The following is a 21,593-nucleotide window of genomic DNA, read 5'->3' on the forward strand; positions in this document are numbered from 1 at the left end:
AAGACCCTGTAGCCACTCCAGGGTCAAGCCCGGGCCAGGCGTGCTTCGCCGGACTCAGGCAACCCGGCGAGATCGGGAAACGCGAGTTCGAACCGGGTGTCGTCCTCGACGCTTTGCACCGACACGCTGCCACCATGCAGACGCATGATCGTGTCGACGATAGCCAGCCCGAGGCCCGTGGAGCTTGCCGAATTACGGCGCGACGGGTCGGCGCGATAGAAACGCCCGAACAGTTGTGGCAGCGCCTCGGCGTCGATTGCCGGCCCGCCGTTGGCAACCGTGATGGCCGTCCAGCCCGCCTTGGGCCGCGAGACCACCATCCGCACCGTGCTGCCGGTAGGCGCGTGGCGCACCGCGTTGTCCAGCAGGTTGATAATGGCGCGCCGCAGCAGGGTCTGGTCGGCCATCACCGTCGCCACGCCGGACACCGCCAGCGTGAGATTGCGGTCGGCGGCCACGGCCTCGAAATACTCGGCCACCTTGTCCAGTTCGGCGCGCGCGTCCAGCGAGCGGGCGCCGAGCGCCACCTGCGCATTGTCCGCGCGCGCCAGGAACAGCATGTTCTCGATCATGCGCGACAAGCGCTCGTATTCTTCCAGGTTCGATTCGAGCACGGCCTCGTACTCGGCAGGCGTGCGGCGTTGGGCAAGCGCCACCTGCGTGGTGCCAACAAGGTTGCTGATGGGCGTGCGGAAGTCGTGCGCGAGATCGGCCGAAAATTGAGACAGCCGCGTAAAGCTGTCCTGCAGACGCGCCAGCATGGCATTGAGCGCACCAGCCAGCTCACGCAGTTCCTCGGGCGCGCCGCCGACGTCGAGCCGCGTTGCCAGCCGGCTCGTCGTCACGGCAGCGGCATCACTAGCCATGCGGCGCAGCATCCGCAAGCCCCGTCGGGCCAGCAGGAAACCCAGTGCGGCTGCCACGATGGCCCCGCACAGTACCGCGCCGAGCAACTCGCTCCGATACTCGCGCATCAACGCCACGCGGTAACCCGCATCACTGAGCACGATGATTTCGACGGTCCGGTCGGTATTGCCGATCTGTCCGAGCGCCGCCATGCCCCGCGATGGCACGCCATTGCGCGGATGCCAGGTTTCCAGATGGGATTTATCGGGAGCCGTGGCGGCAGGCAACACACGCAGCGGCGGCAGCGTCTCGTTATGGGGATTGAGCGTCATCAGCGGTTCGCCGTCACGCGTGCGCACAACGAGGATCAGGCCCTCATGGCCCATCGCGATATCGGCAAAGCGATGGGTATCGGTGCGAATCTCCATCTCGTCGGTCACCTCGCGCAGCAAGTGCCGCACGAGCAGGACTTCTCCGACCAGTTCGCTCTCGTCGCGGGATTGCAGCTGGTTACCGAGGGCGGTAGCGAGATAGGTAGCCACGCCGACGAGAATCGCGGCCGTGGTCAGGCCATAGGCCAACGCCAGCCGCGTGGTCAGCGAGGCCGGCATCCAGGCGTCGATGGCGCGGCGCAGGCGCAGCAGGCGCTTCATGCCTTGCTGCTCATGCTTCGTCCGATTCGTCCAGCACGTACCCCATGCCGCGCCGCGTGTGGATCAGCTTGTTCGGAAACGGATCGTCCACCTTGGCACGCAGGCGTCGGATCGAGACATCCACCACATTGGTATTGCTGTCGAAGTTCATGTCCCACACCTGCGACGCAATCAGCGAGCGGGACAGCACCTCGCCCCGGCGACGCGCCAGCAGTTGCAGCAGCGCGAATTCCTTCGACGTCAGGTCGATCTTCTGGCCCGCTCGCGTGACGCGGCGCCGGATGGTGTCGATCTGCAGGTCCGCCACTTCCATGAACTCGCTTTCGCGCAGCGGGCCGCGTCGCAGGATGGTGCGGATGCGTGCCACGAGTTCCGCGAATGCGAAGGGCTTGACCATGTAGTCGTCCGCCCCGAGTTCCAGACCCTTGAGCCGGTCTGACAACTCGTCGCGAGCCGTCAGGCACAGGACCGGGGTGTCCTTGTCGCGGCGGAGTTCGCGCAGTACCTGCCAGCCGTCCATGCCGGGCAGCATCACATCGAGCACGATCAGGTCGTAGTGCTGTTCGCGTGCGTGGGCCAGACCGTCCACGCCGTCGCGGGCCAGGTCGGCCACAAAGCCGGACTCGGTCAACCCCTTGAGCAGATAGTCACCCGCCTTGGGTTCGTCTTCGACAATCAGGATGCGCATGGTCTTTCACTTCGCGCGTCCGGCAGCAATGCCGGCGCACCATCTATCGGTTTATTGCAGAACCCCGACACTATCCGAGGTTGGCCGTAATTGGGCGATCATTGCACGATTGTCATCATATTTGCGCAAATTCTGATCGACAAACAAAGTACAATGCGCGCTTGCCCTGATCCCGGGCACCCATGCATTCTCGCCCCCATGCCTGCGCCCTGCAGGTCGCCTTACGGTTTCGATGAAACGCCTGCTGTCTTGCTTCCTGTTGTGTTTTGCCATGTTCGCGCTGCCCGTGCAGGGTGCCGTGGCGGCAGTCATGATGGTTTGCAGCGCGACCGAAGCCGCAGGGTTATCGATGCCCGAGCGACACGCCGCGATCAAGGCCGTGGCGGAAGCCGAGATTGGCCAGGACATCCATGCGCATTGCCACGAGGGCAACGCGAGCATGGACGACGCCGGCACCCCGGCTCGGCACGATATGTCGGCGCCCGCGGACATGTCGGCGCCCTCCACCGATCACACGTCTCACCATGCCGGCGTTTGCAGCGCCTGTGCCGCCTGCGCGGCCAGCGTCATGCTGTTGCCGGAAATCCCCCTCGTAGCGCTGCAGCACCATCGCCACGCGCTGCCGCTGGCTATCTTCACCAGCTTCGCCAGCCACGCCTCCCAGCCCGCAGACCGGCCGCCCGCGCGCCACTGCTGACACCCGAGGTGCGTCCATCGCACCCCTCGCCTTCCCGCAGATTCGCGTTGCCTTGCGGCCTGCCGCAGTAAGCCGCGCGTTGTCCTGACCGCTACCGAGAATTTCACATGCTTGCCATGCGTTGTATGGCATTGGCATCGCTGTTGACGCTGGTCCCGGCACTCGCCGTCGGCCAGGCGTCCGCGCCTGCCCTGCCCGATCCGACGGACCCCCACACCCCCGTTCCGGCCCTGCCCGATGTCTCGGCACTGGCTGGCTACGTCCCCTATCAGACGCCGCAAGTCAAGCCGTGGCGCGAGTCGAATGCCAGCGTTGCCCCGGCCGACGCAAGCCAGGCAACGGACCCGCACGCCGGCCATCACATGATGAATCATCCGGCGCCAGCCCCACTCGCAGAGCCAGCAGCACCGGCAGCGCCGGCTTCCGGCCATCCCCATCACCACGCGCACTGAGGCCGATCATGCAAATCAAGGCTTTGCTCAAGCGTGGCGCGATGCCCATCGCCTCGTTGATGGCCGCACTGCTGCTGGCCGGTTGCGCCGGCTTTTCTCCCGATGGCGGGTTCGATACCGTGGCCGATACCACGCGCGAACGCCTCGGCCAGCAAGCAACCTGGGTGCGCACCGATGCCGACCGCGCCGCCGTGCAGGAGCGCACGCGCGAACTACTGGCGCAGCCGCTGGACGCCGAGCGCGCCATCCAGGTGGCGTTGCTCAACAATCGCGGCCTGCAAGCGCAATACGCGGACCTGGGCATCGCAGAGGCCGACTACGTGCAGGCTACGCGCCTGCCAAACCCGGGATTCTCGTTCAGCCGCAAGACCTCGGGTGACGAGCTCAAGATCGAGCGGGCCGTCACGGTGGGCTTCATGAACCTGCTGGCGCTGCCTTTCGCAGCCCGTATCGAACAGGGCCGTTTCGCACAGACGCGGCTGGCTGTGGCCGACGCCACGCTGCGGCGCGCCGAATCCACGCGGCGTGCCTGGGTGCAGGCCGTGGCCGCCGAGCAGGCGGCCCGCTATGCCGAGCAGGTGCGGCGAGCCGCCGAGACTGGCGCACTGTTTGCCCGCGACCTGGCCCGCAGCGGCAACGTCAGCGCGCTCGATCACGCACGCGAGCAGGGGTTCTATGCCGATGCCGCCGCGCAACTGGCGCGGGCACGCGAGCGCGCCCTGTCTGCAAGGGAGCGGTTGACACGCGAGCTTGGCCTCTGGGGCAATGACCTGGCGTTCCAGCTACCGGAGCGACTGCCCGACCTTCCGGCCAACCGTCCCTCGATGCAGGGCCTCGAGGGCTATGCCATCTCGAACCGTCTCGATTTGCAGGCCGGCCGCGCGCAACTGGACAGTCTGTCGCGGTCGCTGGGCCTTACGCGTGCCACGCGCTTTATCAGCGTGATCGATGCCAGCTACCTGTTCAATTCCGAAACGGGTCGTCCGCGTGAAACCGGCTACGGCATCGACATCGAGGTGCCATTGTTCGACTGGGGCGGCGCCCGCGTGGCCCGCGCCGAGAACATCTATCTGCAAGCCGCATCGCGCCTGGCCGAGCAGGCGATCAATGCACGCTCCACAGTGCGCGAAACCTACGCCGGATATCAGGCGCGCTATGACATCGCGCTGCATTACCGCGACGAGGTCGTGCCGCTGCGCAAGCGCATCGGCGACGAAAACCTGCTGCGCTACAACGGCATGCTCGTCAGCGTGTTCGAACTCCTGACCGATGCACGCGAACAGATCAACGCCGTAAACAGCTATCTCGATGCCCAGCGCGACTTCTGGCTTGCCGAATCCGATCTGCGCAGCGCCCTCGGCGGACGGCTGCCTCCCAACACTCAACCCCAATAAACATGGTCACCCGACGCAATTTCCTCGGCGGCTCGGCCGCCGCCATGCTGGGTACGGCGATGGTGTCCCGCGCGGGCGCCGCCGTTCTTCCCGAGGCCCCATTGCAATCCAGCGCCGCCACGCAGGCACCGTTGACACCTTCGAATGGGCGGCCATACCAGCCCGTGGTCACCCTCAATGGCTGGACGCTGCCGTGGCGCATGCGCAATGGCTGGAAGGAGTTTCACCTTGTTGCCGAGCCGGTCGAACGCGAACTCGCGCCCGGCATGACCGCGCACCTGTGGGGCTACAACGGGCAAAGTCCCGGACCCACCATCGAATGCGTGGAAGGCGATCGCGTGCGTATCTTCGTCACGAACAAGCTGCCCGAGCACACCACCGTGCATTGGCACGGCATGATCCTGCCGGCTGGCATGGATGGCGTGGGCGGGCTGTCCCAGCCGCATATCCCGCCGGGCAAGACGTTCGTGTACGAGTTCGAGATGCGTCATGCCGGGACATTCATGTACCACCCGCATTCTGACGAGATGGTACAGATGGCGATGGGCATGATGGGCTTTATCGTCGTACATCCGCGCAACCCCGCCGCCATGCGCGTGGACCGTGACTTCGTGTTCCTGATTGCCGCCTATGACATCGACCCCGGCACCTACACGCCACGCGTGGCCGAGATGACGGATTTCAATATGTGGACGTGGAACAGCCGCGTTTTCCCCGGCATCGATGTGCTGCCGGTGCGCCTGGGCGATCGCGTACGCATCCGCTTCGGCAACCTCACGATGACGAACCATCCCATTCACCTGCACGGGCATCGGTTCGAAGTCACGGGCACCGATGGCGGCTGGGTACCGCCGTCCGCACGCTGGCCCGAAGTCACCACCGACGTCGCGGTGGGGCAGATGCGCGCCATCGAATTCATCGCGGACAATCCTGGCGACTGGGCCTTTCATTGCCACAAGTCGCATCACACGATGAACGCGATGGGCCACAACGTCCCGACGATGATTGGCGTGAAGCAGAAAGACCTGGCCAGCCGGATGAGCGCGCTGGTGCCCGACTACATGGCCATGGGCGAGGCAGGCATGGCCGACATGGGCAGCATGAAAATGCCGTTACCCAGCAACACGCTGCCGATGATGAGTGGCGAGGGACCGTTCGGACCCATCGAGATGGGTGGCATGTTCACCACGCTCAAGGTGCGGGCGGGCATGGCACCTGGGGATTATCGCGATCCGGGTTGGTATCGGCACCCCAGGGGAACGGTGGCGTATGAATACGCGGAACCGGGGACGGAACGGTAATCGCGAGAAAACGATTATTCGACGCGATAGAAATCAATGGACTGGCCGGCGTTGACGGCACGCTGCAGCCAGTCCGGATATTCGCCGGTGCCGTCCCAGGTCTGGCCCATGGCATTGCGGTACACCACGCGCGGTGCGGCGGCAGGGGCTGGCGTGGCTGGAGTGGTTTCACCCTCCACTTCCACTTCTGCGGTTTCTTCGCTTTCGGCAAAGCAGCCTGCTTCGACCAGATGGTCGAAAGTCAGGCCATGGCGATCCATCTGCTCGCGGACCCATGCCACGGCGACGGTTTTGGCTGCTTCAGACTCGGACATGACGTATCGTGCGCGCCCGCCACCACGTGGGGCGGGCTGGAGAAAGGAGTTCGGGGGACGACCCGGGCGGGAAAAGCCGGCAGGTCAGAAACGGATTCTACAGCGTGTTGACCCGGTGCTCCCGGAATCGGCTGGATTCAATGTCCGTCATTATGCACCGCCGTGGATAACGGGCGGCATTCTAGCAAGCATCGTGCGGCCATGACATGGATGTCATGCGCGAGTCATGCTTTCGTCCCCGCTGGATTCCTAGACTTCCGTTCAAGGTCGCCCGACGACCGTTCACATAACCGCCCCAAGTTTCTCGACCCTCGATTTTCAGACAACCACTCAGACAACAGCTCAGACACAGGAGTCCACGAATGCTGAAGAAAGCCCTGCTCGCGACCGCCATTTCCGCCACGCTCGCCGGTGCCGCCGGCCTTGCCAACGCCGCACCGCGCAGCGTCGATCCCTTTACCGATGGTGCCCGCATCACCGCCCCGCGCGACGTCTACACCGATGGCGCCCGCATCACCGCCCCGCGCGATGTCTATACCGATGGCGCCCGCATCACCAGCCCGCGCGATGTCTACACCGACGGCGCCCGCGTGACCAGCCCGCGCGACGCGTTCACCGACGGCGCCTGATACGCATGCCCTGACGTCCTGTCACCTTCACGACAGCGTGGCGGCTTCAGTGCCCGCCGCGATGTTCGTGAACTGCGCTGCAGGCACGGGCCTGCCCAACAGGTAGCCTTGCAGCGTATCGCACCCCAGCCCGGCCAGGAAAGTCTGCTGCTCGGGCGTTTCCACTCCCTCCGCCACCACCTGCAGTTTCAGCGTGCGCCCCAATGCCACGATGGCTGAAACGATGGCCGCGTCTTCCGAATCCTCTACCAGCTCCCGCACAAAACCGCGGTCGATCTTCAGTTCGCTCGCCGGAATCCGCTTGAGGTGCAGCAGGCTCGAATAACCGGTTCCAAAGTCGTCGATGGCGATGCGCACGCCCATGGTGTCGAGCTGCGTCATGATGTCGAGCGTTTCCTCCACATCGCGCATCGCCGTGCTTTCGGTGATTTCCAGCGTCAGGTACTCCGCTGGCACGCCATGGCGCTCCAACGCGGCGGCTACGGCGTCGATCATCCCCGCATTGCAGAACTGCAGGGCCGACAGGTTGACCGCCACGGACCAGTCCGTATGGCCCATTCCACGCCATACGGCCAGTTGGCGGCACGCCTCGTCGAGTACCCAGTCGCCGATGGGCAGGATGGCACCCGTCTTCTCCGCGAGCGCGATGAACTGGTCGGGCATCATCAGGCCCCGTACCGGATGATTCCAGCGCAGCAGGGCCTCGGCGCCCACCACGCGATGATGGGTCGCGGAAATCTTGGGCTGGTAGTGAAGCTGCAACTGGCCATTGCGGATGGCCGCACGCAGATCCTGGATCAGCATCTGCTGCGCCCGGGCCTGCTGGTTCATCGACCGCTCGAAGAAGCAATACCCATTGCGGCCCGACGCCTTGGCGTGATACATCGCTGCATCGGCATTGGTCATCAGCCCGTCCTGATCCGAGCCGTCGGCCGGATACACCGCGATGCCGATGCTGCCAGAGACATGCAGCGCATGCCCGCTCACGTACACCGTCTCACGCAGCGCCTCGATCAGCCGTGCCGCCACCACGCCGGCATCCGCAGGCTCTTCCACGCGCACGAGCATCACGAATTCATCGCCACCTACCCGTGAAATCGTATCCTCCGAGCGCGCCGAGGCGCGCAGGCGATGGCCGATTTCCACCAGCAGGCTGTCGCCCATCTGGTGTCCATAGGTATCGTTGACGCCCTTGAAACCATCCAGGTCCACGAACAGCACAGCGAACATGTCGTGCTGGCGCATGGCCTGCTGGAACCGGTCTTCCAGCAGCACGCGGTTCGGCAGGTGCGTGAGCTTGTCGTGCAGGGCCAGGAATTCCAGTTCGCGGTTGGCCACGTTCAGCGCATCCGCCAGCACGGCCGTGCGCATTTCCAGTCGCATATCGAGCACTGACGTAATCAGCGCCACGGCAATCACGCACACCGTGATGACGATGATCGGCAGCGCCATCGCATGGCTGTCCACGCCCGAGCGCGCCGCGCCACAAACGCTGCCCAGGGGAAACCGCGCCGCCGCCATGCCGATGTAGTGCATCGACGCGATGGCACCGCCCATTACCAGCGCGGCACCCACACGTAGCTGATGCACGCGCGGCATGCTCCGTCGCAAGCGGAAGGCGATCCACAGCGCCGCACCGGATGCGCCCACCGCAACGACCAGCGACAACAGGAACAACCACGGGTCATAGTCGATGCCGGGCTGCATCCGCAGCGCGGCCATGCCTGTGTAATGCATGCTGGCGATGGCGGCGCCGAGGGTGACGGCACCCAGCGCCAGCCGTGCGGGTGGCAATTCCGTGCCGCTGACAAGCTTCAGTGCGAAGGCGGAGGCGAGCACAGCGATCAGCAACGAGACGCCCGTGATGGGCACGTCGTATCCGAGGGGAATCGGCAGGCTGAACGCCAGCATGCCTATGAAATGCATTGACCAGATACCGAGGCCCATGGCCATGGCACCGCCGGCCAGCCACATGCCTGCGTAGCGGCCACGTGCGGCCGTGGAGATGCGCCCGGCCATATCGAGCGCCGTATACGACGCCAGCACGGCAACAAGCACGGAAAACAGGACGAGAGACGCGTCGTAGCTGGGGGAAATCATGGCAGGCGTGACGAAGCGGTGGCTTTCTGGCCCCCGCAAATTTCGATGGCATCTGGGGCTTGAGCGAAGGTTCTCGCCATCCGCTAGGGATAACGGCACCTGCAGCCCAGACTGAAGCGGGATTGTGCATCACGCCGCTTGGTGCCGCGACGAAATCCACCATAGGGCCCACCATAAGACGGCTTGACATGCGGCATCGAAGCCACACCTGACTCGTCCGATAAATTCCTACAGGGCAATCAGCGTCCGCCGGAAAGGCGGCGCGTGTGCGCCGATCTATGCTTGAGACGTGATGAACAGCAGCCCTCGACGCCACCTCGACGCCTTAACGCGGCAGACACGTCAGGCGATGACGGCTCCGGCTGGAGAATATGACCATGTGGAAACGAATCGCAGGCGCGCTCGCAGTGGGCGCATGTTGCTGGGCTTTCTCGGGCTGCACCGCAACGGGTGCAGTGGCGGGCGGTGTGGTAGGCCACGAAGTCAGTGACGGTAGCGCACTCGGAACCGTGGGTGGCGCAGTGGTTGGCGGCGTGATCGGCCACGAACTGGGCAAATAAGTTTTGTGCCGGTGGCCCTATGAGTAGGGCACCGGCGACGATTTCCGCGGCCTGGACGGCGGGCAGGGTCGTCCAGGTTAGCGCGGCATGGTTTCTTTGATGGGAAGGCCATGCCGCCGCGCGCCGCGCCGTGAGCGTCGGTTGCAAGTGTCCTTCAACGATGGCTTCGGACGTTGACATCGCTGAAAGACACCGCAGCATTCAACGATGTTCATGGCGCGGCAGCGGGAAACCTGCAGTGAGCAAGACGGAACAACCCCGGACGATCGAAAGTCGTCCGGGGTTTTTTCATGGCGCCGCCGGCAACGCAAACCCGAACACCGCCCCTGCTGGCCGGTTCGGCCATGCGTGGAGTTGTCCGCCGTGGCTCTCCACAATGGTCCGGCAAATCGAAAGGCCCATGCCCATGCCTTCTGGCTTGGTGGTGTAGAACGCTTCGAAGATCTGTTCCGGATCACCGGGCAGGCCCACGCCCACATCCTGCACCGTCACCAGTACCTCGCCTGACGCGCCCACGGAAGTGCGCACGGTCAGATCCCGCGAATGGTCGACGACATCGCGCATCGCCTCGATGGCATTGATTGCCAGGTTCAGGAACACCTGCTGCAACTGGACCTTGTCAGCCGCCACCTGCGGCAACACCGGTGCCAGTTCAGTCCTGAGCACGATGCGGTGGCGCGTCAGCTCGCCGCCGAACAACGGCAGCGACTCCTCGATCAGCGCATTGAGGTCGAGTTGCTGCGCGTCCGGCCCCGCCTTCCTGAGCATGGCCCGCATGCCGGCAATGACGCTGCGGGCCCGCTGCCCCTGCCGCGCGATACCGGAGAGCGCGTCGATGGCTTCCTCCACATTGGGCCGCTCACGCCGCAGCCAACGCAGCGCCGCGTTGGCCTCCAGCGTCATCGCCGCAATGGGCTGGCTGACCTCATGAGCAATCGAAGTGGTCAGCGCGCTGAGCGTCATGACCCGACCCACGTGGGCGAGGTCGGACTGGGCCTGATGCAATGCCTCGTCGGCCTGCCGGCGTTCCTCGAACAGCCGGCTGTTTTCCAGTGCGCTGGCGGCCTGGAAGGCCAGCAGCTTGATGACCTCGGTGCGGGCAGGTATGAACACACCCGGCGCCAGTGCGTTCTCGAGATACAGCACGCCCGCCAGCTTGGCCTGGTTGAGCAGCGGCAGGCACAGCATCGAGCGCGCCCGTCGCTGGCGGATATAGGCGTCCGTGGAAAACGGACGCTGGACGGCGGCATCGTCGAACACCACATGCTCACGCGCCTGCAATACGTGCTGGATCACGGACAGCGGTATGTCGGCGGGGTCCAGCGCCCGGTCCGCCAGCGTGATCGTGATGGCGCCGTCCCGGATGCCGGCTTCGGCCACCACCTGATAACCGCTGGGGCAAGGCAGGATCAGCACGCCGCGCGAGGCGCCCGCCTGTTCGATGGCGGTGCGCATCAGCATCGCGATCAAGCGGTCGAGGCGCACCTCGCCCGAAACCGCTTCCGAAACGGCCATCACCGTGGCCAGGTCCAGATGCTGGAGCGGCGCGCCGATGGTGCCCATTCCCGCCGCCGATGCGGAAACCTGCGTCCCGGTTGCCAGATGGGGATACAACGTATCGAGCTGCCAGACCTTGGCGTCGGCACCCCAGTGCAGGTAGCCGTGGCGGGCCTCGCGCAGGTAGACGACGGCCACCTTCTCCAGCCCGCGATCAGTGTAGAAGCGTCCGGCCAGTTCGCAGGCCAGCGCCTGCATGTGGATCAGGTCACCATCGCGCGCGGCGGCCATCGCGGTTTCATAGCTGCGCATCGCCTCGATGTCGCGCCCTTCGATCCGCGCGATCTCGGCTTCTACCAGTGCGGCGCGATGGCCAAACGTCGACGGGCAATGCCGGGCCCATTGCGCAAGCTGGCGACGATGTGCGGCCAGCGCAGGCAGATGCAGGGACAGATCGTCATCCAGCCCCGGATTGCAGACTGCCGCGCGTGCCAGCGCGGCATAGAAGTGGTATTCGGCCTGCTCGAAATAGGCGGGCGAGGTCCAAAGCAACTGCCCTGCCCGCTCGGCCGCCGCAAATGCGGCAGCGTAATCGCCGGCCAGATAGCGCGCCTGAAGCTTGCGGATCCAGTACCAGCACGCGGCCAGTTGCAGCCCCACATCCTCCTGCATGCGGGACTCGAATGCCAGCTCGTCGAAATCGTCGCCGTCCAGACAGCCGAAGACCGGCGTCAGGCCGCGCAGCGTGCGCACCAGTTGCCGTTGCGGCGCCAGCCTGTCGGCCACCAGTCCGTAGCGCGGCCCCCACGCATACACGCTGCCGGAATCCGCATCGTGCTGCACCCGTCCGAGCGGGTCACCGATGGCCAGCGCATGGGTCATCAGGTTGCTGCGGAGGTATGCGGCATAGGTGAGATCGCCGATCTCCTGCGTCAGGGCCAGCCCCTGCCGCGCCACGCCGCGCGCCACCCGCAGCGGCTGCGTCCAGTGCAGCAGGTTGCCGCCGACGATCTGGTAGACGCGGGCGCGGATACGATCGACACCGCGCCGTTCCGCCAGCGCCATGGCCAGCTTGCCGAACGCGGCACCGGCCGGATCGTCGGTAGACGCTGCCACGCGCAGCATCGCCAGCCATGCATAGCCCAGGCAAGATTCATCGCTGTTGCCACGTGCGAGGCTCAGGTTGACCATGCGCAGGATCACCAGCCAGCGCAGGTTGTCGTCGCTGTACCAGGCTGGTTGCAGCAAGGCCGTCAGCACGCAGAGGGTGGCCTGTGCACCGGGATCGGTCATCGCCGGCAATGCCTCCAGTTCGGCAATGGGCCTGCCGTCCATTTGCCGGGCCAGTAGTGCTTCCTCCTCCGCCACAGTCTCGTCACGGGGCGCTGCCGGCCACGCGATACCGGCGCGTGCGAGATAGGCCAGGCCAACTTCCACGGCTTCGGCGCGCCGGCCGCCGGTCATCAGCAATCCAATCTGCAACTGGGTGACCACGGCACGCTCGGCCAGCGATACGGTGCGGACTGCAAGCTCGGCCAGCCGCTGCTCGGCGCGCGCGGAGTCGCCCGCCAGGAACTCGCACTCGGCCCTGTGCAGCGCCAGCGAGAACGCCAGCGCGTGGCGTCGCGTGAGCGCATCGTCATCCAGCATGGCCATGCCTGACGTCAGGTAATGCAGCGCGGAGGCATTGGCGCAGGTCGCGCGGGCGCGCAATGCGGCCGTCAGGTTCAGTTCGGCCAGCCGGTCGCGCTCATCCGGCGTGTCTATCAGGTCTGCCGCGCGGTTGAGCTGTCCGGCGATGGTAAATACGTTGGCCTCGATCGCGTCGGGTGGCATCCGCTCCAGCAGGAGACGGCCGATGTGCAGGTGGAAGGCCGCCCGGTCCGGTACGGCAATCCGCGCATAGGCGGCTTCCAGGATCCGGTCATGGCGGAAGCGCAGCATGCGGTCCTTGCGCGAGACCAGTCCGGAGCGCACGGCGTCCGCCAACGCGGCATCGAGTTCGCGCGCGTTGCCGTCCCAGGCGTACAGCAGGATATCCACGGACGTGTCGTTGCCAAGACAGGCCAGCCGCTTGAGTGCACGACGCGTGCTGGCAGGTAGCCGGCCAATGCGGCCGATCATCAGCGAGACCACGTTGTCGGTGAACTGCTTGGCCTGGATCTGGCCGATGTCCCAGGCCCAGCGCGCCGCGCCATGCTCGAAGCGCAGCAGTCCTTCCTCGGCAAGTTCGGTCAGGAAGTGCGTGGCGAAGAACGGGTTGCCCGCGGTCTTCTCCATCACGAGCCGGGCCAGTTGCGCGCTGGTTTCGGTGGAATCGTGCAGCGTATCGGCGATTAACTGGCGCAGGTCCGCAATGCCCAGGCTGCCCAGTTCAAGGTGCACGATGCGGGCGCCACGCTCGCGCAGGGTCACGATCCGGCGCAGCAACGCACGCGTGCCATCGTCATCCCCGTCGCGGTAGGTGGCGACGAGCAGCAGATGCCCCACGGCGGGGTCCGCCAGCAGTTGGCGCAGCAGCGCGACGGTTTCGGGGTCCAGCCACTGGATATCGTCGAGACACAGCGTCAATGGCCGCGCCATGTGCGCCAGGGCTGCGATCAGGCTTTGCAGCGCCAGCCGCAGACGAGCTTCCACCTCGCGCGAGGGTGTACCGGGCGTCCAGGGAACGGGGCCGAGCAGCTGTTCGAGTTCGGGCAGCAGCGGTGCCAGCAGTCCGGCATTGGGTCCCAGTGCATCCGCAATGGCCACGCGCCAGGGTGCGAGGTCGGTCTCGCCAAGCGTCAGCAGGTTGCGGAGCAGCCCGCGCAGCGCCTGGGCCAGGGTGTGGTAAGGCAGCCGGTCGCCATGTTCGTCGGACTTCGCGGCGGCATACACACCCGGCCGTTGCACGATCACGCGCTGGAGTTCCTGCATGACCGAAGTCTTGCCCGTCCCCGAGCGGCCCGACACCACCACGCCCTCGCTGTGTCCCACGGACGCCACGCGGTCGAATGCGCCCACAAGCGCGGCAATCTGCCGCTCCCGGCCGTAGAGGTACTCGGGAATCACGAGTGTGTCGGATAGATCCTGCTCGCCCGGGACGAAGGCCTCGATCTGTCCCTGCGTGGCCAGCGCCTGCTGGCAGCGCTGCAGGTCACGCAGCAGGCCGGCCGTGGTCTGGTAGCGCTCCTCGGCGGGCTTGGCCAGCAGCTTCATGACGATGACCGAGAGCATCGCCGGCACCGACGCCAGCCGCTCCGCCGGCGGCACCGGCATGCGCGCCAGATGGCAATGCACCCAGTCGATGGGCTCCACCGCGCTGAACGGCAGCACGCCCGTCAGCATCTGATAGAACGTGACGCCAAGCGCATACAGATCGGTGCGCGTGTCGATCGAGCGGTTCATCCGGCCCGTCTGCTCGGGCGCCATATAGGCCAGCGTGCCCGCGATCTCCTCCGCTGCGGAGAACGGCGCGGCGCTGCGCGGAATCCGCGACGCAATGCCGAAGCCCGTGAGCCACGTGCGGCTCAGGTCGTCCGCCACCAGCACGTGGGCCGGCTTCAAGTCCTTGTGGATCAGGCCGCGCTGGTGCAGATGGCCAACCGCCGTGGCAATGGCCACGGCAATGTCGAGGAACATCGAGGGGAGCATCGGCACCCCGATCATCGCGCTCAGCGGCGTGCCGCCCGGGTCTTCCAGCAGCAGCACGGTCTGGCCGCGCTCGCGCAGCACATCCAGCGGGCGGGCCGACCACGCGGGGTCGAGATCGTCGCGCAGCGCAAATTCGTGCGTCAGGCGGTCGACGGTGGCGGGCAGGCGATGATCGTCCGTGGCCCAGACGCCCATGGCAGGCGCCTTGCCGCCATCGGCATGCAACAGCCAGCCACGGCCGAACGTCCGGTCACCCGCTTCCCAGGTGGTATCGAAGCCGAGATCGATCTCGGCCTTGGGAAAAAGCATGGAAAGCATGAGCGGCGGGCGGGGACGGGGGCGGAAGACAGCCCACATCCTAATCGCTTGCGGCCACCGTGTCCCAAATGGTCAGCATCGCCGGGGTCAATACGACTTCGGCAACCCCAGCACGCGCTCGGCGATATGGCACATGATCAGTTGCGCGCTGACCGGTGCGATGCGCGGGATATACGACTCCCGCAGGTAGCGCTCCACGTGATACTCGCGTGCGTAGCCCATGCCGCCCAGCGTCAGCACGGCGGTCTGGCACGCCTGGTGCGCAGCCTCGGCGGCCAGGTACTTGGCGGCATTGGCCTCGGCGCCGCACGGCTTGCCGTTGTCGTAGAGCCAGGCGGCCTTCCAAACCATCATATCGGCGGCTTCCAGCGCCATCCAGGCCTGGGCCAGCGGATGCTGGATGCCCTGGTTCTGGCCGATGGGCCGGCCGAACACCGTGCGCTCCTTTGCATAGCGCGTGGCGGCCTCCAGCGCCGCGCGGCCCAGGCCCACTGCCTCGGCGGCGATCAGGATGCGTTCCGGGTTGAGCCCGTGCAGGATGTATTCAAAGCCCCTGCCCTCCTCGCCAATGCGATCACTGGCCGGCACCATCAGGCCATCGATAAACAGCATGTTGGAGTCCACCGCGCCGCGCCCCATCTTGTCGATCTCGCGCACCTCGATGTGGTTGCGGTCCAGCGGCGTGTAGAACAGGCTCAGGCCCTGCGTGGGCTTGGCCACGGCGTCCAGCGGCGTGGTGCGCGCCAGCAGCAGCATGCGCGTGGCCACCTGCGCCGTGGAGATCCAGATCTTGCGGCCATCCACCCGGTAGGCGCTGCCATCCGCATTGCGCACCGCCTGCGTCTTGAGGTGCGTGGTGTCGAGCCCGGCATCGGGTTCGGTCACGGCAAAACACGCTTTCTCGTGGCCGGCGATCAGCGGCGGCAGCGCAGCGGCCTGTTGGGCCTCCGTGCCGAACACTACCACCGGGTTCAAACCAAAGACGTTCATGTGGATGGCCGACGCGCCAGAGAATCCGGCTCCCGACGCCGACACCGTCTGCATGATCAGCGCGGCCTCGGTGATGCCCAGCCCCGCGCCGCCAAACTGCTCGGGCATCGCGATCCCCAGCCAGCCCGCGCCGGCCATCGCCTGGTGGAACGCCTCGGGAAACTTGTGCGCGCGGTCGAGCTCGGCCCAGTAGTCGGGTCCAAAGTCGCTGCACAGTTGCGTCACTGCCTCGACGATGGCGTTCTGTTCGGGTGTCCGTTCGAAATGCATGAGGCGGGTCCTTATTCCGGCTGGATGCCAGCGTCCTTGACGAGGCGGTTCCACTTCACCAGTTCGCTGTTCACAAAGGCCGTGAACTGCTGCGGCGTCTGGCCGAACGCTTCGAAGCCCAGCGCTTCGAACTTGGGCGCCACGTCCTTGCTGGTGGCGATCTTCGACAGTTCCTTGTTGAGCCGCTCGACCATCGGCTGCGGCAGCTTGGCCGGGCCGAACACGCCATTCCACGACGTGATGTCGAAGCCTTTCAGCTCGGGCGTATCGCCGATCGGGGGCAGGTCAGGCAGCAGGCGGCTGCGCTGCGCGGTGGTCACCGCCAGCGCGCGCATCTTGCCGGCCTTGACGTTGGCCGAGCCGGCCGCCACATCGACGAACATCATCGGCACCTGCCCGGCGATCACATCGGTCATGGCTGGCGGCGTGCTCTTGTAAGGTACGTGGAGCAAGTCGACCTTCGCCATGCGCCCCATCGTGGCGCCCGACACGATGCCGGTGCTGTTGCCGCTGGCGTACGACATGCCCGGATGGGCCTTGGCGTAGGCAATCAGTTCGCCCATGGTCTTCACGGGCAATTTGGGATTGATCACCAGCATGAATGGCAGGTTGCCCATGCGCGCCACCGGCGTGAAGTCCTTGATCGGATCGTAGGGCAGCTTCTTCATCAGCGACGGATTGGCCGAATGCGTCGTGTTGGTGGTCATGAAGAGCGTGTAGCCGTCCGGCGCGGCCTGCGCGACGATTTCGGCGGCAATCGCCCCGTTGGCACCGGGCCGGTTGTCCACCACCACGTTCTGGCCCAGCGCATCGCCCAGTTCCTTGGCCGTGATGCGCGCCACGGCGTCCGTGCCACTACCGGCCGCGAATGGCACCACGAGCTTGATCGGTCGGCTTGGCCAGGCATCGGCGGCCTGCGCCAGCATCGGCAAGGTAGCGGCGGGCAGCGCCAGGATGACGGCGGCAAGCGTACGCCGCACGCGGAAATTCGGCATGGTGGTCTCCTCTGGGTTCGATGGCGGCGCCTGCCCCGGTGGGCGGCACCTTGCTGCGTGGCTGCGGGATGACTGGGAATCAGGCCGGACGGATCACGCGATCCGGCGATTCCTCGTAAGGCGGGGCATAGACCACGAGCAGTTTCACAGGCTCGTCGCTGATCACCGTGAATACGTGCATCGCTTCAGCCGGGAAGAAGCAGCAGTCGCCGGGACCAAGTTCCTGCACCTGGCCGTTGACCTCGGCGCGTGCGCGCCCTTCCAGCACGTAGCAGACCTGTTCGATACCGGGGTGCGCATGCGGCAAGGCACCCTTGCCCCGCTCGATGGTGCCGTGGATGACTTCGAGTTGCGTGGCGCCCACGTTCTCGCGGCCAATGATGCGGCGATTCAGCGTGCCAACGTGGTTGGCGGGGTGATACCCCTCCACGTCCTCAGTGCGAACAAAATAGGTAGGAACCGCCTTGGAGGCGGAGGAGGATGCGGTCATAAGCGGGCTGTCTCCAACATTCGGCACCTGACCGGCTGGCCGGCACCTGTTTTCATGTTTGTGAAACAGATTTTATGCTTATGAAAACTCCAGTCAACTAGGGGTTGCTCCCGATGGCGTCCGGGCGGTCCCGCCGGGCGCCACGCAATTCCATGCATCCATACACCGCCGTGGCAATGACCATCGGCAGCAGGTAGTACAACGCGCGGTAGCAGATCAGTGCGGCCACCACCGTGGATTCGGGCACGACGTGGCCGAGCATGACCACGAACACGCTCTCCAGCACCCCGATCCCGGCCGGGATGTGCGCCAGGGCGCCCGCCACCGCGCCGACAAGCAGCGCCGTCAGCGCGGCCGGCACCGTCACTTGCGGTGGCAGAAGCAGGTTGATCAGCGTGCCGAGCGTGACCCAGTTGACGATCGACAGCACGGTCTGCATGACGGCAAAACGGAAAGTCGGCAACCGGAAGCGGCGCCCGCGCACCTTGATACTGCGTTGCCGAAGCGTCGCGCAGGCCACCAGATAGGCCGCGCCCGACACCAGCATGCCCGCGCCAATCACCTGCAACAGCCACGGGCTGATGCCCCACGACTTCGGCAGCACCGGCGGCTGCCACACGAACATCAGGCCGGCCAGGATCATGTAGCCCGTCCAGTTGGTGACCACGGCAATCGTGTAGACACCCGCCACCTGGGATGCGCTGACGCCGGAGCGCGTATATAGCCGCAGCCGCATGCCGATGCCGCCGATCATCGCGCCCACATTCAGGTTGAACACGTAGGCCAGCCAGGCAATCAGCATCGTTCGCCATGCAGACAGGTGATGGCCCGTGTAGCGGCGGCCCAGCAGATCGAACGACGCGTGCAGCGTGAAGCTCAGGCAGGCCAGCCCGATGGCGGGAAGCAGTGTGACAAACCGATAGGACTTCAGCGCGCCCCACACTTCGTTCCAGTCGATGCCGCTCAGGCTGCGCCAGATCAGGACCACGACGATGGCCACGAACGCCAGGCCCGCGACGCGTTTGGCGACTGACCAGCGCACCTGGCGCTTGCTGCGTTGGGGGGAATGAACAGTCGAGGTCATCGGCAATCCTGTCTTGCGCCCGGCGACACCTGCGGGCGCTGTTGCCAGTCCGGCGCAGTCTCCACGGTAGACACCACCAGCCTGGGAGTATGGGCGGGCAACCAGCCGGCCCACGACGGAAACTTGCGCAGGCAATGGAAGATCACCGCCGTGCGCAGCGCCTGCCACGTGCCCTGCTCGGTATCGGCCGGGTCAGACACCTCGGTGCAGCAATCGGCCATCAGCTTGCCGAGTCGCGCGTCGAGCGTGGAGACAAAGGCCGGGTCGCGGATGATCAGGTTGGCTTCGAGGTTGAGCGACAGGCTCAGCGGATCGAGATTGCTCGATCCCACCGTGGCCCAGTCGTCGTCCACCAGCGCCACCTTGCCGTGCAGGGGCCGCTCGCAATATTCGAAGATGCGCACGCCGGCCTCGCGCAGATGGGCGTAGAGCACGTCCACCGCGCGCTTCACCCACAGCATGTCAGGGCGGCCTTGCACGATCAGCCGCACATCGACGCCACGGCGGGAGGCATTGCAGATCGCGCGCAGCAACTGGTAGCCCGGCAGGAAATAGGCATTCGCGATGACCACCTTGTGGCGTGCCGCGCGAATCGCCATCAGGTAATGGCGCTCGATGTCGCGCGGATGCTGGTCGTTGTCGCGCGTGACCAGAAGCGCGGCACCATTCCCGAATGGCAGCGCCTCACGCGGCAGCGGCGGCGGGCGACGGTCCCTGCGCTGCCTGCCATGCGGCGTCTGCGCAGCAGCTTCCATGAAGGCGTGGATCTCCTGCGCGATCGGGCCCTGTACTTCCACGGCATAGTCCTGCTTGGCCAGCGGTCCCGTGGCAATCAGGTGCTGGTCCGACAGATTGATGCCGCCGATGAACGCCGTGAAGCCATCGATGGCCACGAGTTTGCGATGCAGGCGCCGGAACAGGTTGGTCCGCATGCCGACCAGTCGCCGGCGCGGTGCAAACATGTTCAGCGTGACGCCAGCCTCCACAAGCCGCGCCACGAATGGCTGCGAAAGATCGGCAGAGCCGAAACCATCGACAGTCATCACCACGCGCACGCCACGCCGGGCCGCGGCCACCAGCGCATGGCTCAGTGACTCTCCCACCGAGTCTTCGAAAATGATGAAGGTTTCGAGCAGCACGCTCTCTCGCGCGCCCTCCACGGCGGCGATGAGGCGCGGGAAATAGTCCTCGCCGTTTTCCAGCAGGGTCAGGCGGTTGCCTGTGGTCCAGTGTTGTCGCATCCCCGGGACCAAGCAGAATCGATGCCTGCCGATTTCAGGCCGCAGTGCCGTGTCCCAGGTACCCGGCGTTTGTCATTTTTACCGGCGTGCATCCCGAAACGCATATCGACCCGCCAAATTGTTCGTTCCCTTCTGTCAGACCCAGGCGTAGCTTCTTTCGGATACTCACCGATGCAAAACCATGGCAGAAGACAATCCGGGCGCCACGCGTGCCGCCGCCCACAATCCTCATCCCGCCCCTGCCGGCCACCCGCAGGCGGCCGCCCCTGACGTCGCCACGCTGTTCCAGCGCGCCCAGACATTGCTGCCCGAGATTGCGCGCGATGCCGCACGGCGCGAGCAGGCGCACGAACTGCCCTATGCGCTGGCGCGACAGGTCGCCAATGCCGGCCTGCTGACGTTCCGCATTCCGCGCGCCTATGGCGGGCCGGGTGGCAGCGTGCGCGATGCGTTCCGCTTCCTGATCGATCTGGCAGCCGCCGACGCGAATCTCGCGCAGGCGCTGCGGCCCAACTTTGCGCTGACCGAGGGATTGCTGTTTGGCACGAACAACGAGGATGAACGCCGACGCTGGTTCGATCGGCTACTGGCCGGGCACATCCTCGGCAATGGCGGCATGGAGCGTGGCGGCAAACACGGCGACGTGCGGACCACGATCACGCCGCACGATGACCATTTCATCGTGCATGGCACCAAGTACTACAGCACGGGGGCCCTGTACGCGGACTGGATCACGTCGATTGCCGTGAACGAGGCCGGCGAGGAGACCCACTTCGCCGTACCGCGCGATCGTGCTGGTGTGGATCTCGTCGATGATTTCGACACCATCGGCCAACGCCTGACCGCCAGTGGTTCCACGCACTTCTCGCAGACACGCGTGGAGGCCGACGAACTCCGCCCCAGCCCGTTCTCGCGTGAATGGCGTAATCCGGTAACGCCGATGCTGCAACTGTTTCTGGCGGCTACCGAGGCCGGCATCGCCCGCAATGCGCTGAACGACGCCACATGGTTCGCACGCAACAAGGCCCGCCCGATCAAGCACAGCAGCGCCACGCGTTCGGTGGACGATCCCTACGTGCAGGAAACCATCGGCCAGATCGCCGCGCAGGTCTACGCGGCGGAAGCCGTGGTGCTGCGCGCGGCTGAAGCCATTGACGCCGCATGGGCCGATGACCTAAGCGAAGCGGCATTGGCGCGTGCTTCGGTGGAGGTCGCCCAAGCGCAGTACTTCGCCGTAGCAGCGGCGTTGAAGAGCGCGGAGTTTGTCTTCGATGTGGGTGGGGCTTCGACGTGCGACCGTCAGTACAACCTGGATCGGCACTGGCGCAATGCGAGGACGGTAGCGAACCATAATCCCCGGCAGTGGAAGGCCGCGGCTGTGGGGGCCTGGTTGCTGAAGGATGAACCGCCGCCGACTTCGGGGTTGTTTTGAGCCGAAGGA

At 65.7% G+C, this 21,593-nt stretch carries 17 protein-coding genes; 7 read left to right on the forward strand and 10 right to left on the reverse strand.

The annotated features are described in order from the left end of the window. Positions 1–23 precede the first annotated feature (23 nt). Together GA566_RS20630 and GA566_RS20635 are read right to left on the reverse strand one after the other, a co-directional pair. Positions 24–1,499: a heavy metal sensor histidine kinase gene (locus GA566_RS20630; RefSeq protein ID WP_171020491.1), complete on the reverse strand. Its 1,476-nt coding sequence runs from the start codon at positions 1,497–1,499 to the stop codon at positions 24–26. 10 nt (positions 1,500–1,509) lie between these two features. After that, a complete protein-coding gene (locus GA566_RS20635) occupies positions 1,510–2,187 on the reverse strand; it encodes a heavy metal response regulator transcription factor (RefSeq protein ID WP_137927531.1) in 678 nt (225 codons plus the stop codon). 271 nt (positions 2,188–2,458) lie between these two features. On the opposite strand from GA566_RS20635, the gene GA566_RS20640 reads away from it, so the two are divergent. From GA566_RS20640 to GA566_RS20655, 4 genes are all read left to right on the forward strand, one after another. Further along, a complete protein-coding gene (locus tag GA566_RS20640) occupies positions 2,459–2,884 on the forward strand; it encodes a hypothetical protein (protein WP_237380544.1) in 426 nt (141 codons plus the stop codon). Between the two features lie 107 nt (positions 2,885–2,991). Next, positions 2,992–3,336: a hypothetical protein gene (locus tag GA566_RS20645; protein WP_137927533.1), complete on the forward strand. Its 345-nt coding sequence runs from the start codon at positions 2,992–2,994 to the stop codon at positions 3,334–3,336. 8 nt (positions 3,337–3,344) lie between these two features. Beyond that, positions 3,345–4,730 (forward strand): TolC family protein, encoded by a 1,386-nt coding sequence (locus tag GA566_RS20650; RefSeq protein WP_237380546.1) that lies wholly within the window; start codon positions 3,345–3,347, stop codon positions 4,728–4,730. Between the two features lie 2 nt (positions 4,731–4,732). Beyond that, positions 4,733–6,031: a multicopper oxidase family protein gene (locus tag GA566_RS20655; protein WP_137927534.1), complete on the forward strand. Its 1,299-nt coding sequence runs from the start codon at positions 4,733–4,735 to the stop codon at positions 6,029–6,031. A gap of 14 nt (positions 6,032–6,045) precedes the next feature. Here the strand turns inward: GA566_RS20655 and GA566_RS20660 are convergent, their stop codons facing one another. Next, positions 6,046–6,345 (reverse strand): H-NS family nucleoid-associated regulatory protein, encoded by a 300-nt coding sequence (locus tag GA566_RS20660; protein ID WP_137927535.1) that lies wholly within the window; start codon positions 6,343–6,345, stop codon positions 6,046–6,048. 362 nt (positions 6,346–6,707) lie between these two features. On the opposite strand from GA566_RS20660, the gene GA566_RS20665 reads away from it, so the two are divergent. Next, complete coding sequence (locus GA566_RS20665; protein ID WP_137927536.1) at positions 6,708–6,974, forward strand: copper resistance protein CopQ; 267 nt, start codon at positions 6,708–6,710, stop codon at positions 6,972–6,974. A 27-nt stretch (positions 6,975–7,001) separates the two neighbouring features. Here the strand turns inward: GA566_RS20665 and GA566_RS20670 are convergent, their stop codons facing one another. Beyond that, complete coding sequence (locus tag GA566_RS20670; RefSeq protein ID WP_160473888.1) at positions 7,002–9,074, reverse strand: bifunctional diguanylate cyclase/phosphodiesterase; 2,073 nt, start codon at positions 9,072–9,074, stop codon at positions 7,002–7,004. A 377-nt stretch (positions 9,075–9,451) separates the two neighbouring features. On the opposite strand from GA566_RS20670, the gene GA566_RS20675 reads away from it, so the two are divergent. After that, the gene (locus GA566_RS20675) at positions 9,452–9,634 is read left to right on the forward strand and encodes a glycine zipper 2TM domain-containing protein (RefSeq protein WP_137927538.1); all 183 of its coding nucleotides are present in this window, start codon (positions 9,452–9,454) and stop codon (positions 9,632–9,634) included. Positions 9,635–9,922: 288 nt separating this feature from the next. On the opposite strand, the gene GA566_RS20680 is transcribed toward GA566_RS20675, so the two are convergent. The 6 genes from GA566_RS20680 to clsB form a co-directional block, all read right to left on the reverse strand. Beyond that, entirely contained in the window at positions 9,923–15,073 is a 5,151-nt protein-coding gene (locus GA566_RS20680; RefSeq protein WP_160474691.1) for an AAA family ATPase, read from the reverse strand. Positions 15,074–15,169: 96 nt separating this feature from the next. Further along, positions 15,170–16,342 carry an acyl-CoA dehydrogenase family protein gene (locus tag GA566_RS20685; protein WP_160473889.1) on the reverse strand — a complete coding sequence of 391 codons (1,173 nt, stop codon included), beginning with the start codon at positions 16,340–16,342 and terminating at the stop codon, positions 15,170–15,172. Between the two features lie 11 nt (positions 16,343–16,353). Then, entirely contained in the window at positions 16,354–17,337 is a 984-nt protein-coding gene (locus tag GA566_RS20690; protein ID WP_160473890.1) for a tripartite tricarboxylate transporter substrate binding protein, read from the reverse strand. Between the two features lie 79 nt (positions 17,338–17,416). After that, on the reverse strand, positions 17,417–17,827 hold the full coding sequence (locus GA566_RS20695; RefSeq protein ID WP_160473891.1) for a cupin domain-containing protein: 411 nt from the start codon (positions 17,825–17,827) through the stop codon (positions 17,417–17,419). A 97-nt stretch (positions 17,828–17,924) separates the two neighbouring features. Further along, positions 17,925–18,911: a YbhN family protein gene (locus tag GA566_RS20700; protein ID WP_160473892.1), complete on the reverse strand. Its 987-nt coding sequence runs from the start codon at positions 18,909–18,911 to the stop codon at positions 17,925–17,927. Next, positions 18,908–20,152 carry a cardiolipin synthase ClsB gene (gene clsB, locus GA566_RS20705; RefSeq protein WP_160473893.1) on the reverse strand — a complete coding sequence of 415 codons (1,245 nt, stop codon included), beginning with the start codon at positions 20,150–20,152 and terminating at the stop codon, positions 18,908–18,910. The genes GA566_RS20700 and clsB overlap by 4 nt, the downstream gene beginning before the upstream one ends. A 181-nt stretch (positions 20,153–20,333) precedes the next feature. Here clsB and GA566_RS20710 point away from each other — a divergent pair, with 181 nt between their 5' ends. Beyond that, a complete protein-coding gene (locus tag GA566_RS20710; protein WP_160473894.1) occupies positions 20,334–21,584 on the forward strand; it encodes an acyl-CoA dehydrogenase family protein in 1,251 nt (416 codons plus the stop codon). Positions 21,585–21,593: the final 9 nt, after the last annotated feature.

Source organism: Cupriavidus sp. SW-Y-13 (assembly GCF_009793345.1).
In the GTDB taxonomy this organism is placed as follows: domain Bacteria; phylum Pseudomonadota; class Gammaproteobacteria; order Burkholderiales; family Burkholderiaceae; genus Cupriavidus.

Bases quoted from the DNA above. Each gene is read 5' to 3' on its own strand.
- GA566_RS20640 (WP_237380544.1), top strand. From the start codon at position 2,459: ATGTTCGCGCTGCCCGTGCAGGGTGCCGTGGCGGCAGTCATGATGGTT.
- GA566_RS20680 (WP_160474691.1), bottom strand. From the start codon at position 15,073: ATGCTTTTTCCCAAGGCCGAGATCGATCTCGGCTTCGATACCACCTGG.
- GA566_RS20635 (WP_137927531.1), bottom strand. From the start codon at position 2,187: ATGCGCATCCTGATTGTCGAAGACGAACCCAAGGCGGGTGACTATCTG.
- GA566_RS20660 (WP_137927535.1), bottom strand. From the start codon at position 6,345: ATGTCCGAGTCTGAAGCAGCCAAAACCGTCGCCGTGGCATGGGTCCGC.
- GA566_RS20675 (WP_137927538.1), top strand. From the start codon at position 9,452: ATGTGGAAACGAATCGCAGGCGCGCTCGCAGTGGGCGCATGTTGCTGG.
- GA566_RS20630 (WP_171020491.1), bottom strand. From the start codon at position 1,499: ATGAAGCGCCTGCTGCGCCTGCGCCGCGCCATCGACGCCTGGATGCCG.
- GA566_RS20690 (WP_160473890.1), bottom strand. From the start codon at position 17,337: ATGCCGAATTTCCGCGTGCGGCGTACGCTTGCCGCCGTCATCCTGGCG.
- GA566_RS20710 (WP_160473894.1), top strand. From the start codon at position 20,334: ATGGCAGAAGACAATCCGGGCGCCACGCGTGCCGCCGCCCACAATCCT.
- clsB (WP_160473893.1), bottom strand. From the start codon at position 20,152: ATGCGACAACACTGGACCACAGGCAACCGCCTGACCCTGCTGGAAAAC.
- GA566_RS20695 (WP_160473891.1), bottom strand. From the start codon at position 17,827: ATGACCGCATCCTCCTCCGCCTCCAAGGCGGTTCCTACCTATTTTGTT.
- GA566_RS20645 (WP_137927533.1), top strand. From the start codon at position 2,992: ATGCTTGCCATGCGTTGTATGGCATTGGCATCGCTGTTGACGCTGGTC.
- GA566_RS20670 (WP_160473888.1), bottom strand. From the start codon at position 9,074: ATGATTTCCCCCAGCTACGACGCGTCTCTCGTCCTGTTTTCCGTGCTT.
- GA566_RS20655 (WP_137927534.1), top strand. From the start codon at position 4,733: ATGGTCACCCGACGCAATTTCCTCGGCGGCTCGGCCGCCGCCATGCTG.
- GA566_RS20700 (WP_160473892.1), bottom strand. From the start codon at position 18,911: ATGACCTCGACTGTTCATTCCCCCCAACGCAGCAAGCGCCAGGTGCGC.
- GA566_RS20665 (WP_137927536.1), top strand. From the start codon at position 6,708: ATGCTGAAGAAAGCCCTGCTCGCGACCGCCATTTCCGCCACGCTCGCC.
- GA566_RS20685 (WP_160473889.1), bottom strand. From the start codon at position 16,342: ATGCATTTCGAACGGACACCCGAACAGAACGCCATCGTCGAGGCAGTG.
- GA566_RS20650 (WP_237380546.1), top strand. From the start codon at position 3,345: ATGCAAATCAAGGCTTTGCTCAAGCGTGGCGCGATGCCCATCGCCTCG.